We start from the raw sequence: 12,807 nt of genomic DNA, 5'->3' as shown, positions 1-12,807 counted from the left end.
GTACCTTTATTAGTCATGCCTTCAGGTACTAAAACCATATAGGCAGAGGCTCCATATCAATGGCAAATCGGAAACAACGGAATATATTTTTTATACTAAATGCGACAACTTGCTTGACAAACTCCGGTATGAATGCTTCCCTTGATTCTATCAGTATACAATGAGTAAGAATTAAGATATATAAGAAAAATATTATTATCACTAAAAGAATGTATCTTATTCATATTAAATGAAACATAAGTATATATTAAATAGTGATAGTATAGAAATGAAATTGAAATTTTAAATGGAGCAGATCCAAATACGTTAGGAATAGTACTTAATCTAATGGGTAGGCTATGAGAATAGGACTTCCTGATGACATGCGAATATACATTGCCTGTGGTAAGACTGATATGCGCAAGTCCCTAGATGGTCTTTCGGCAATAGTATCTCAGAATTTCAATCTAAATCCATTTGAAAATGCACTATTTCTTTTTTGTGGAGGGAAAAGAGATAGAATGAAAGCAATACTTTGGGAGGGTGATGTTTTCCTTCTTTTATACAAACGTCTAGAGGGAGGAGTGTTTCAGTGGCCAAGAACCACAGAAGATGTTAGAGAAATTAGTCCACAGCAATATAGATGGTTGATAGAAGGACTCACTATTGATCAGAAAAAGACAATTCAAAAGGTAGATAATAAAATGGTAATATAGATGCTTGAAACTGCTAAGAATAAATAGTTTCAAGCATTTTGTTGTTGTTTTGAACACCTAGAAATGATATAATATATTTAAAGAAAACATACAAGAGAGGCTAAATTTCAATGAATGAAAACTCTTTAATAAAGACACTTCAAGATATAATTGAATCTCAGAATAAAACCATAGAAGGGCTTAGAGAAGAGTTAAAGAAGGTTAATGAGAATATGGATTATCTCATTAAAAAACTCTATGGTAGAAAAACAGAAAAAACCTCTGCCATAGATGGTCAGCTAATAATTAGTGACATAAGCTTAGGTCTATTTAATGAGGCTGAAAAAGAAATGGATTTATCTATTCTAGAACCTGTTCCCTTTGAAGAACCAATTAAAAAGACTAGAAAAGGATACAATAGAAAAGAGCTATTTAAAAACTTACCTAGCCAAGATCAAATATTTAAATTAGAAGTTAGCCAGCAAGTATGTCCAATAGATGGAAATAGACTTTCGATAGTAGGTAATAAATTCATAAGATCAGAGATTAAATACATACCAGCAGGAATATCTGTAGTTAATATATATCAAGAAACATATGAATGCAGAACATGTAAAAAAGAAGGTAGACCTGGGATATTCAATCCATATACACCAGAGCCTGTACTTCAGCATTCCTATGCTACTGCTTCAAGTGTAGCATGGACAATGTATCAAAAGTTTGTACAGTCAGTACCGCTATACCGTCAAGAAAAGGATTGGAAGCAGATGGGGTTTTCACTAAATAGAGGAACCCTATCTAATTGGATCATAAAAACATCAGAAGAATGGTTAGTTCCTGTAGTAGAAAAACTACGGGAAGAACTATTAAAAGACAAATACTTACATGCTGATGAGACTCCAGTTCAAGTATTTAACGAAGAAGATAAGAAAAATACCACACAATCATATATGTGGGTTACTCTACTTCAACCAATTCTAAACATGGAATAAGAATATTTAAATATGCACCTGGTAGATCAGGAGATAATGCCAAAGAATTCTTCAAAGCATTTAAAGGATATCTCCACACAGATAGATTTTCAGGTTATGGTAAAGTAAAAGATATCCATCATTGTTTATGCTGGGCACATGTAAGAAGATACTTTACTGATGCTCTTCCTAAGGACATGAAAAGTCCTGAAGCAACACTACTTTGGAAATCTTAGATAAACGCGGAGAACCAAAAAAGATTGCAGAAGAAATCTTTGCTCATCACAGAGATGCAAAAAAAAGACCTTCAATACCTAATTGGTTAACTATTCTTTTAACCATATTAATTTGGGCAATAGGAATTATAATGGTTTGGTTATTTCCTAATTGGACACAGGAAGAAAATTTTATGTTTGTTTTAGTAGCCTATTAAAAAAAGTATTTCAATTGAAATCATTTTCTTAGAAGATAAACAGGGAGAGATGTGATTTGAAAAAAACATTTATCACTATAGTCGTGCTTATAATAATATTATTGGGTTATGTAGTGTATTCAAATTTTTTTGATATGAATAGGTTACCTATTGGCTCATTAATTTCTGAAGAACGTTCACCTAATGGTATATACACAATTAAATTCTACCTTGTCAATGGGGGAGCTACTACTTCATATGGAATAAGAGGTGAATTGAATTTTAATACTATTGAAAGAAATGCAAAAAATATTTATTGGAATTATGATGAGGATGAAGTAGTTATTAGTTGGATTAATGACAATAAGGTAGTAATCAATGGTATAGAATTAAACTTACCTAATGAAAAATTTGACTTTAGAAGGGAAAGATAGGACTTATACAATATAATCATTTACATTATCAATGTAGTTCAGTAAAATCATCTTAAATATCCCTATGTGTTACGATAGTTGTCGCATTTTCCTTTTACGTAATATTGGATCTCAGTTTCGGATTTGCTAATTTATTATTCTATAAAAGGTACATCTAATCTCTTATTTAACTCTATAACTTGATTTTTATCGTTTACATAGAAAAACTTACCATTTTGAATTGTTATGAGAAATGTGTTTTCAGTTGTTGTTATTAAATATGTTTTGTTTGATAAATATTTATATTCCCCTTGAATTTTTTCTTCTATACGATCTGTATTAATATTCTTTTCTATACCATCTGTATTAATATTTATTATAATGCTAAGTTTGTTGTCTTTTTTAAAATTAAATGTATAAAAATTTTCTGATTTATTTAATTCTGATTGAAAAACACCATAAGCATCATAAGTTGATGGTCTGTTTATTATGGTTGAATAAATTAATACTGTTATCAAAGATATTATAATAATTTTTATTAAATTAACCATAGTTTTTTTAATAAAATCACATCCTTAATTTTATTATTGGAGCTTTGTAACTATCAAGTTAATGTTAACATAATAAACAATAAACTTCTATAAAAAAATAGAAGAGGGTTCAAATTATTAAGCAAATGTTTTCAGTACATATTTGTGAGGATATTAGCTTAAACCAAAAAAACCTTTCATAAGAGGTCTTTTGTGATAATGAAATTTTTTTCGCATAGGGACTCAACAATATTCAGTAAAATTACTGTTAAAACGGCATGAAAAAACTCAATATAAATTAATCACCTACGAAATCATTATCCGCGTTTTTAAATGCTGTTTCTACCACTTTGGATTAATTATCAGATAAAACAACAAGAAGCTCAATTGAGCTTCTTATTATTTTATCCATTTATTAAACTTTACTTCAGCCATTGATATTACTTTGTACATAAAGGCTGAAATTATAGCTAAGATTACAACTCCCATCATCACTATATCAAGTCTAAATACTTGACTACCATATACTATCAAATATCCAATACCAGCTTTTGAAACTAAAAACTCTCCAACTATAACTCCTACCCATGAAAGCCCAATATTGATCTTAAATGTACTTATAAGATCTGGTATAGAAGATGGTAATATAAGCTTACTTAATATCTGAAGTTTCTTTGCCCCAAAAGTAATTAATAGTTTTTCTTTGTCCTTATCTACAGATCTAAAGCTTGAATGCATATTCATTATGGTAACTACTATAGAAATAGAAATGGCAGTTACTAATGATACCTGAATATCCTGCTCCTACCCAGATTATTATTATAGGGGCTAGTGCTGTCTTTGGAAGACTATTTAATACTACTAAATAGGGGTCTAATACTCTAGACCAAAAGTCTGACCACCAAAGCCCTATAGCAATAACCATTCCCAGAAGTGTACCTATTGTAAAACCTGCTATTGTTTCTAAAACCGATACAGTTATATGATGAAAAAGTCTTCCTCTTAGTGTGTACTCTACGATAAGTTTTAAAATAGCCGATGGGCTACTAGTTAAAAACGTATCTATTAGTTTAAATCTTGCAGAGACTTCCCATATTAGGAGCCCTAAAACAAATACACCAATCTGTGTTAATAAGATATTTCTTTTTTCTCTTTTTACTTTTAATAAAAACTGCTCGTGTTCTTTAGAAATAGATTTTTTAGACATGTACATCCAGCTCCTTCCATATCTTATTAAAGTAATGCCTAAATTCCTGAGATTCTCTAGTCTTTAAAGGAGTTTTTTCACCTTCACAGCTTAAACTTACATCTACAATCTCTTTAATAGTTCCCGGCCTATGGGTTAAGATAATTATCCTGTCACACATACTAATTGCTTCGGCGATATCATGAGTAACCATTAGAGCAGTCTTTTGTTCTTTTTTGAGTATAACACCTATTTCATCTGCTATAGTAAGACGTGTTTGATAATCAAGAGCAGAAAAAGGTTCATCTAAAAGGAGTATGTCGGGGTTTAAGATAAGAGTTCTAATAAGAGCCACCCTTTGTCTCATACCACCAGATAACTGAGATGGAAAAGATTCTATAAAATCTCCAAGCCCATAGGACTCTAGCATCTCTTTAGCTTGTGCTTTAGTATCTTCGTTTAATTTCTCTTGTATTTCAAGTCCTATAGTTACATTTCTAAGTATATTTCTCCAGTGAAAGAGTTGATCATTTTGAAACATATACCCCACATTTTTCAATGGTTTATCTACTAGCCTATTGTTTATCAAAACGTGACCTGTTGTTGGCTTTATAAGCCCTGAAATAAGCGAAAGAAGTGTAGATTTTCCGCAGCCACTAGGCCCTACAATTCCTATTATTTCATTCTCATAGATATCGAAATTTATGTTTTTTAAAGCTAAAGTTTCACCTTCTAAAGAATGATAATTTACACTTAAATCTCTTATTTCACCAATTTTTTTTCTTTCCATTTTTTCGCCTCCCTACATAAAGCTTGAATATACTATATATAGTATTCTCAAAAAAAGAATCGGTGAAATTAAAATTTATTTATATAAATGCAAAAACATCAAAAATAATGATATAATACAACAAGAATGATCACTAAGGAGGAAATTTAATGCATCAATATAAAGGAAAACTTATAGTACATACTGGGTCAATGTTCTCAGGAAAGACTTCTAGTCTAGAAAAAGATATGAAGAGATTTGTAATAGCAGGTTATAGTACCTTGGCTTTTAAGCCAACGGTTGATACTAGATACGACAGTAACGAAATAAAAACTCATGATAATACAATCCTTCAGGCAATCCTTGTAGATACAGTAGATGATATAGTAAGATATGTAGAAGATGACACACCATCTGTAATAGGAATAGATGAAGTACAGTTTTTAGGTGGTAAGATAGAAGATATAGTAAAGTCTATTAAAGGATTTTTAAACAATGATATAACAGTTATCATAGCAGGGCTTGATATGGATTTTGAAGGAGAACCTTTTGAAATAGTAAAAGAACTTATGCCGCTTTCTGACTATCTATATAAGCATCATGCAGTATGTGTGAACTGTGGTACTGATGCATGGGTAAGTCATAGAAAGATAGGAACTAAAGAAAGAGTAGTGATAGGTGCTACGAGAGAATATGAGCCTCTTTGCAGAAGATGTTTTCTAAAAGAAAAAGAGATAGAAGACGATATAGTAAACAAAAACCAAGTAGAATTTGATATAAAATAATAATTAGCGTGGAAAATAAATATAAGAAAAGGTCTGGCAAACTTGCCAGACCTTTTTTAAAAGTTAAGACCTTCTCTATGCATTCCTACACTTAAAACAATACCTATACAGATCATATTTATTACTAGAAAAGTACCACCATGACTTATAAATGGAAGTGGTATACCTGTTACTGGCATCATTCCCATAGTCATTGCAAGATTTTCCCAGATGTGAAATAAAAACATCCCGGTTATACCTACTACCATGGTAGATCCAAATACATCTTCTGTATTTCTAGCAATCTTGACAAGTCGATGTAAAAATACAAAGTAGAGAAGTATAAGTGCCATACCTCCTAAAAATCCTAATTCTTCGACTAATACTGGAAATATAAAGTCAGTCTGTTTTTCAGGGATAAAGTTTAACTGAGTTTGAACACCTTTAAAAAGACCCCTTCCAAATATTTTTCCCGAGCCTATTGCAATCTTGCTTTGGACTACCTGATAACCTGAACCTGCCATATTTCGTTCTGGCTCTAAAAAGTCAAAAAATCTATTTTTTTGATAATTATCAAGCTTAAACCATAAGACTGGAAGAGCTGCAAGGGCGCAAAACACAGCATATCCTATATAGCGTGGTCTAAGCCCAGCTGTAAACATCATAAGTGCTATAAAAAACACTATTACTATAGCAGTTCCTGCATCAGGTTGCTTTAATATAAGGAGTATTGGAGGGCTTACAAATAACAATATCTTAAGTAAAGTAAAGGGCTCATTTATAGATTCTTTATGATTGTCAATAAATTTTGCAAGAGAAATAATAATCCCGACCTTTACAAATTCAGATGGTTGAAATATTACAGGTCCTATTTCAAGCCAAGATCTAGCTCCCCACTCATCTTCTCCAAATCCCCAAATAGCAACTACAATCAAGATAAGATTGCATACTATGTAAATTGGGATATAGAGTTTTCCCAGGAAATGATAGTCTATAAGGGAAAGCACTAAAACCATAATAAGACCTAAGACCATTGCCATAGTTTGAGATTTCACAAGATCATTAGAGCCTGTGTTTATAGTTGCAGACTTTACAAGTAATAGTCCAAGGAGTGTTAAAAGTATTACTGATATAAGCAATATAAAATCAAATCTTTTGAAACTCTTTTTATTAAAACTAAACATTTCATTCTTCCTTTCAATAAAGAAAACTTGCATCAGATGCTTTTCTGATGCTTAGCTGCACCGCAGGTGCTCCGCATTTTAGTCCTACGGAGTAAATTAAGGTTGCACTTATCCGATAGCTATGCAATCACATACTCTAGACTGTAAGGATAGAATATTGTGATTGTAAGCTATCGGGTAAAGAAAACTTGCTTTAAATAAACTATAATTATTATATCATATTTTTATAAGACTTGTGGTTACATATTTATTAAATATGGTATCATATTAATATAAAGGATGTGATAAATTGTTAAATATAGGTTGTCATCTGTCTATTTCTAAGGGATACTATAAAACAGCTTTGGAAGCTATTTCAATAGGTGCAAATACTTTTCAGTTCTTTCCAAGAAATCCAAGGGGAGGAAAGGCAAAAGATTTAGACCTAGAGGATATAGAAAAACTTCAAAATCTTATGAAAGAGCATAATTTTGCTCCTCTTTTTGTTCATGGAGCTTATACTATGAATCTTGCTTCAGATAAAGAACATGTAAGGGAATTTGCTAAAGAAATATTAAAAGATGATTTAGATAGAGTAGAGAAAATAACAAACTGTTACTATATATTTCATCCAGGCTCACATGTAGGGCAAGGAGTCCAAAAAGGTATAGAACTTATAATAGATGCATTAAATGAAATAATACCAGAAGATAATAAAGTAACTATATTATTAGAAGGCATGAGTGGTAAAGGTACAGAGATAGGCAGAAGTATGGAAGAGTTAAAACTTATAATAGATGGAGTAAATAATAATGAAAACTTAGGGATCTGTATAGATACCTGTCATCTTTACTCTAGTGGATATGATATTGTAAATGATTTGGATGGAGTTTTAGAAGAGATTGACGATATAGTGGGACTTGAAAAACTAAAGGCAGTTCATTTAAATGATAGCAAAGTAGAGTTTAATTCTAATAAAGATAGACATGAGATTATAGGAGATGGAACTATAGGAAAAGATACAATCATAAAAGTTATAAATCATCCACTTCTAAGAAATTTACCATTTAATTTGGAAACACCAAATGATGTTAAGGGTCACAAAGAAGAAATTAAAATCTTGAGAAGTGAATATAAATAATGAATATAGAAAAGTATATAAGAGATATATCTAAAGAGATAGGTATAGATATAATAGGTTTTACTAGTAGCAGTCCTTTAAATGTAAAAAGGTTTATTTTGGAGAAAAGAAATTCTGGTAAGTATACTGAATTTGAAGAAAAAGATATAGAAAAAAGAATAGATCCAAAACTGACAATGGAAAATTGTAAATCTATTATAATAATTGGAGTTTCTTATAATATGGATTTTAAACCTAAAAAGTCATACGATTTAAATGGTAATATTTCTATGTCTTCTTGGGGGACTGATTACCATAAAGTGTTGAAAACAAAACTTGAAAGTCTAATAGAAAAGATAAAAGAAAAGAGGGATTTTGAATATAAATCCTTTGTAGACACAGGGCCACTTGTAGATAGGGAACTAGCTAAAAGAGCTGGGATAGGATTTTATGGAAAAAACTGTTCCATAATAAATAAAGACTATGGTTCGTTTATATTCTTGGGTTATATATTAACTGATATAGAAATAACTCCTGATAATCCCCTAGAAGATGGTTGTGGCGATTGTGATCTATGTCTAAGGGCATGTCCAACAGGTGCTTTGGAAAGCTCTTATGACTTAAATCCTAAGAAATGTATATCATATTTAACTCAAACTAAAGAAACAATATCAAGAGAGTTAAGAAAAAAAATGGGTACTAAAATATATGGCTGTGATACTTGTCAAAGAGTATGTCCTAAAAATAAAGGTGTAAAACTATCTTCTCACGAAGAATTTATTCCTACTATTACAGGCGGAGTAATGGACTTAGAAAAACTTCTTTTTATGTCCAATAAAGAGTTTAAAAGAGAATTTGGATCAATGGCTGGAAGCTGGAGAGGCAAAAACATATTAAAGAGAAATGCTATTATAGCAATTGGAAACATAGGGGATGAAAAGAATATTCCATTATTATTAGAAGTAAAAAAAGATTCAAACTTGCTTTTAGAAGAATATATAGATTGGGCTATTGAAAACATTTTAACAAATTCCAAACAATCAAAATAATGTAAGAGACTTGATGGAATAATAAATACAATAATAATTTATGGAAGGGGCTTATGATATGTCTAATGTACATGAACTAAATTTTTTAAAAGAAAAAATTCAAGAATTAAAAGATGAAGGTGTATACAGAAAACTTCCAGTTCTTGAAACGGCAAATGAACCTGAGGTTACATTAAATGGAAAAAAGGTAATCAATCTTTCTTCTAATAACTATTTAGGATTTGCAAATCATCCTAGACTTAAAAGAGCTTCAATTGAAGCAGTTGAAAAATATGGTGTAGGAGCAGGTGCGGTTAGAACCATAATAGGAAATATGGATATACATGAAGAACTTGAAAAAGTACTATCTGAGTTTAAAAGAGAAGAAGCAGCTTTTTTATTTCAATCAGGATTTAATTGTAATGCCGGTACAATTCAGGCAATAACTCAAAAGGGAGATATAATAATCTCAGATGAATTAAATCATGCTTCTATAATAGATGGTGCTAGACTCTCTAGAGCTGATAAAGCGATTTACAAACATTCAGATATGGATAGCTTAGAACAAGTTCTAAAAGAAAATAGAGATAAGTACGAAAATATCCTAATAATAACTGATGGTGTATTTAGCATGGATGGAGATATTGCAAAATTACCTGAAATAGTAGAACTTGCTGAAAAATATGAAGCTATGACATATGTAGATGATGCACATGGTTCTGGAGTATTAGGAGAAAGTGGAAGAGGAACTGTAGACCACTTTGGACTTCATGGTAGAGTTGACTTTTCTATGGGGACATTATCTAAAGCAATAGGTGTAATAGGAGGGTATGTAGCTGGTTCTAAAACTATGTATGAATGGTTAAGTCATAGAGCAAGACCTATATTATTTAGTACAGCGCTTCCGCCAGCTGCAGTAGGTGCTATTACAGAAGCTCTAAAAATGCTTATGGAATCTACCGAGTATACAGATAAGTTATGGGATAATGCAAAATATTTTAAATCTAAATTGGGTAGCTTAGGATTTAATACAGGGAAAAGTGAAACTCCAATAACTCCTGTAATTATAGGAGATGAGGCTAAAACTATGGAATTTAGTAGAAAACTCTTAGAAAACGGAGTATATGTTTCTGGTATAGTATTTCCAACAGTAGCAAAAGGAACAGGGAGAGTTAGGTGTATGGTAACAGCAGCTCATACTAAAGATCAACTTGATAAAGCGGTAGAAGTATTTGAAACTGTTGGAAAAGAGATGAACTTGTTATAAAAATGCCTTAATATTTTTATAAATATAGATAGAAGAGATTACTCTTACATAACTTGGTAAAAGTAGTCTCCTTTTTTATATATTGTTAATATAATAGTAAAAATATGTTATAATTATAAAGTCTGGAGTGAGGATATGATAATTGGTGTATGCACTGTAAAAATTAGAATATTTGAAGCAAATTCTTTAAAAGAAAAGAGGCAAGTTATAAAGAGTCTCATGGGAAGGCTTAAATCAAGATTTAACATTTCAATTGCGGAAGTCGGCTTAAACGATAGCTGGCAAACATCTGAAATAGGTTTTAGTCTGACAACAAACGATTCAAATCATGCAAGAGAGGTAATCTCTAAAGTTATTAACTTTATAGATGGAGATAATAGAGTGGAGATACTAGAGCAAAATACAGAACTTTTATAGGTGATAAGATGAAAAAAACATTAGATAAAAAAGATATAAGAAAAGTATTAGATATATTGAAAGAACTATATCCAGATGCGAGAGCAGAGCTTGATTTTACCAATCCTTTTGAACTCTTAATCGCAACTATACTTTCTGCACAATGCACTGATGTGAGGGTAAATAAGACTACCGATAAACTATTTAAAGAACTAAAAACACCTAAGGATTATATAAACTTAGGAGAAGAAAAATTAGGTAAGAAAATATATAGTTGTGGTTTTTATAAAAATAAAAGTAAAAACATAATAGAGACTTCTAAAATCCTTATAGAAGAATATAATGGAAAAGTACCCGAGACATTGGAAGAGCTTATGACTCTTCCCGGTGTTGGAAGAAAAACTGCTAATGTAGTAGTAAGTAATGCCTTTGGGATTCCTGCAATTGCTGTAGATACTCATGTGTTTAGAGTATCTAATAGAATAGGTCTTGCAGATAGCAAAGATGTATGGCAAACAGAACAGGAGTTGATGGAAAACATACCAAAGTCTGAATGGACAGATACACATCATAGAATCATATTTCATGGTAGAAGAGTATGTAAGTCTAGAAAACCTTTATGCGAAGAATGTAAAGTAAAGAAATATTGTAATTATTTTAAGGAGAAGGTAAATAAATGAAAAAGTGGTTGTTGTGGTTAGGATTAGCTTTGATTATAGCTTCCGGAATTATACTATTTAATATAAATAAGGTAGTGAAAAAAGATACTATACATGAAGGTATATCTATCGATGAAATTGATGTTTCAGGTAAAAAAAAGGAAGATGCACTTAAAATTATACAAGATAAAAAAGAATCCGAGTTAAAACAAAAAAAGATGAATCTTAAAGGAAAAGATAAGCAGTACGATATAAAGCTAGAAGAGATAGGTTTTAAGTATGAATATAAAAAAGCTATAGATGAAGCGTACGCACTGGGTAGAAAAGGAAATCTATTTGAAAAATATAAGAAAATCAAGCAAATAAAAAAAGAAAAAGAGAAAATAGAACTAGAATCTAATTATGATAAAAAGAAAATAGAAGAAAAGGTTAGTACAATTGCAAAAGAAATAGATACTGAAGTTATAGATTCTAAGTTTAATTTCAATAATGGAAATATAAGTATTACTGATGAAAAAGTAGGTTATAAAATAGATGAACAAAAGTTAATTTCTCAAATAGAAGAAAACATTTATATATTAGATGATATAAATATACCTATAGATACTATAAAACCAAAGTATACAAAAGAATACTTTAGCAAGATAAATGGAGTAATAGGAGAAGCTTCTACTTCTTTTAATAGTAGTGGAGCTGGAAGAGTAAATAATATAAAGATATCCGCTAGAGCTTTTAATGGTAGAATAGTTCATCCAGGAGAAAATGTTTCTTATAATTCAACTCTTGGGCCTGTAAATATTAGTACGGGGTATCAAGATGCACCCGTAATAGTTGCAGGAGATCTACAGCCTGGTGTAGGTGGGGGGATATGTCAAACATCAACTACATTATATAATGCATTACTTAATGCTGATCTAACTGTAACGGAAAGATCACATCACTCTATTCCTTCTGCATATATTGATAAAGGATTGGACGCAGTTATAGCCGGAGATTATTTGGATTTAAAATTCAGAAATGACTTTGATTATCCTATATATATATCTTCTTGGGTATCTGGAAGAACTGTATATTTTAAAATTTACGGAGATAAAAAAAGCAGAGATTATACTATTCAAATGCAACCACAGATTACAAAAGTAATACCTCATAAAGTAAGAGAGATAGTGAAAAAAGATATGAAACCGGGAACACGAGAAGTAGCTCAACAGGGTAGAGATGGTTATATGGTTGTAACTTATAAGCATAAGATTAAAAATGGAAAAATAGTAGAAACCAAACAGATAAGTTCTGATTATTACAGAGAAAGAGAGACTATCTACCATATTGGACCTAAAGCTCAAACTTCAGTAAAGCCACAACAAAAAACACCTAATTGATATGCCCATAATTGATAAATTTACTTTTTATCTATACTATTGTTTCTAAGAAAAAATAAAACAGATTATATTAATA

Annotated in this window: 15 protein-coding genes and 1 pseudogene; 11 read left to right on the top strand and 5 right to left on the bottom strand. The window is 30.8% G+C overall.

All coding sequences use genetic code 11. The features are described from left to right. Positions 1-338: 338 nt before the first annotated feature. The 4 genes and pseudogenes from tnpB to TICRE_RS00960 all read left to right on the top strand — a co-directional run bounded on the left by tnpB (position 339) and on the right by TICRE_RS00960 (position 2,491). Complete coding sequence (tnpB, locus tag TICRE_RS00980; RefSeq protein ID WP_075724208.1) at positions 339-695, top strand: IS66 family insertion sequence element accessory protein TnpB; 357 nt, start codon at positions 339-341, stop codon at positions 693-695. A 110-nt stretch (positions 696-805) separates the two neighbouring features. Further along, positions 806-1,881: pseudogene (gene tnpC, locus TICRE_RS00975) on the top strand (IS66 family transposase). Further along, entirely contained in the window at positions 1,869-2,078 is a 210-nt protein-coding gene (locus TICRE_RS00965) for a hypothetical protein (RefSeq protein WP_075724202.1), read from the top strand. Before tnpC ends, TICRE_RS00965 begins: the two are co-directional and overlap by 13 nt. A gap of 56 nt (positions 2,079-2,134) precedes the next feature. Further along, complete coding sequence (locus tag TICRE_RS00960) at positions 2,135-2,491, top strand: DUF5412 family protein (RefSeq protein WP_198927448.1); 357 nt, start codon at positions 2,135-2,137, stop codon at positions 2,489-2,491. 134 nt (positions 2,492-2,625) lie between these two features. Here the strand turns inward: TICRE_RS00960 and TICRE_RS00955 are convergent, their stop codons facing one another. The 4 genes from TICRE_RS00955 to TICRE_RS00945 all read right to left on the bottom strand — a co-directional run bounded on the left by TICRE_RS00955 (position 2,626) and on the right by TICRE_RS00945 (position 4,976). Continuing rightward, a complete protein-coding gene (locus TICRE_RS00955; protein ID WP_075724198.1) occupies positions 2,626-3,021 on the bottom strand; it encodes a hypothetical protein in 396 nt (131 codons plus the stop codon). A gap of 378 nt (positions 3,022-3,399) precedes the next feature. Further along, positions 3,400-3,738 carry an ABC transporter permease gene (locus TICRE_RS13565; protein WP_233120114.1) on the bottom strand — a complete coding sequence of 113 codons (339 nt, stop codon included), beginning with the start codon at positions 3,736-3,738 and terminating at the stop codon, positions 3,400-3,402. Then, a complete protein-coding gene (locus TICRE_RS13560) occupies positions 3,722-4,213 on the bottom strand; it encodes an ABC transporter permease (protein ID WP_233120113.1) in 492 nt (163 codons plus the stop codon). The genes TICRE_RS13565 and TICRE_RS13560 overlap by 17 nt, the downstream gene beginning before the upstream one ends. After that, complete coding sequence (locus tag TICRE_RS00945; protein ID WP_075724196.1) at positions 4,200-4,976, bottom strand: ABC transporter ATP-binding protein; 777 nt, start codon at positions 4,974-4,976, stop codon at positions 4,200-4,202. Before TICRE_RS00945 ends, TICRE_RS13560 begins: the two co-directional genes overlap by 14 nt. Positions 4,977-5,125: 149 nt before the next feature. Here TICRE_RS00945 and TICRE_RS00940 point away from each other — a divergent pair, with 149 nt between their 5' ends. After that, the gene (locus TICRE_RS00940) at positions 5,126-5,740 is read left to right on the top strand and encodes a thymidine kinase (RefSeq protein ID WP_075724194.1); all 615 of its coding nucleotides are present in this window, start codon (positions 5,126-5,128) and stop codon (positions 5,738-5,740) included. A gap of 56 nt (positions 5,741-5,796) precedes the next feature. On the opposite strand, the gene rodA is transcribed toward TICRE_RS00940, so the two are convergent. Further along, the gene (gene rodA / locus TICRE_RS00935; RefSeq protein ID WP_075724192.1) at positions 5,797-6,903 is read right to left on the bottom strand and encodes a rod shape-determining protein RodA; all 1,107 of its coding nucleotides are present in this window, start codon (positions 6,901-6,903) and stop codon (positions 5,797-5,799) included. Positions 6,904-7,192: 289 nt separating this feature from the next. On the opposite strand from rodA, the gene TICRE_RS00930 reads away from it, so the two are divergent. From TICRE_RS00930 to TICRE_RS00905, 6 genes are all read left to right on the top strand, one after another. Continuing rightward, complete coding sequence (locus TICRE_RS00930) at positions 7,193-8,023, top strand: deoxyribonuclease IV (RefSeq protein ID WP_075724190.1); 831 nt, start codon at positions 7,193-7,195, stop codon at positions 8,021-8,023. Then, positions 8,023-9,051: a tRNA epoxyqueuosine(34) reductase QueG gene (gene queG, locus TICRE_RS00925; protein ID WP_075724188.1), complete on the top strand. Its 1,029-nt coding sequence runs from the start codon at positions 8,023-8,025 to the stop codon at positions 9,049-9,051. Before TICRE_RS00930 ends, queG begins: the two co-directional genes overlap by 1 nt. A 58-nt stretch (positions 9,052-9,109) precedes the next feature. Beyond that, a complete protein-coding gene (locus TICRE_RS00920; RefSeq protein ID WP_075724186.1) occupies positions 9,110-10,297 on the top strand; it encodes a glycine C-acetyltransferase in 1,188 nt (395 codons plus the stop codon). Between the two features lie 135 nt (positions 10,298-10,432). Beyond that, on the top strand, positions 10,433-10,714 hold the full coding sequence (locus TICRE_RS00915; RefSeq protein WP_075724184.1) for a DUF503 domain-containing protein: 282 nt from the start codon (positions 10,433-10,435) through the stop codon (positions 10,712-10,714). A gap of 8 nt (positions 10,715-10,722) precedes the next feature. Further along, on the top strand, positions 10,723-11,373 hold the full coding sequence (nth, locus tag TICRE_RS00910) for an endonuclease III (protein ID WP_075724182.1): 651 nt from the start codon (positions 10,723-10,725) through the stop codon (positions 11,371-11,373). After that, a complete protein-coding gene (locus TICRE_RS00905) occupies positions 11,370-12,731 on the top strand; it encodes a VanW family protein (protein WP_075724180.1) in 1,362 nt (453 codons plus the stop codon). Before nth ends, TICRE_RS00905 begins: the two co-directional genes overlap by 4 nt. The last annotated feature ends 76 nt before the right edge of the window (positions 12,732-12,807 follow it).

Source organism: Tissierella creatinophila DSM 6911 (assembly GCF_001940565.1).
Taxonomy (GTDB): domain Bacteria; phylum Bacillota; class Clostridia; order Tissierellales; family Tissierellaceae; genus Tissierella_A; species Tissierella_A creatinophila.
The sequence above is the reverse complement of the archived record's forward strand: the minus strand, read 5'-3'. Positions and strand labels throughout refer to the sequence as shown.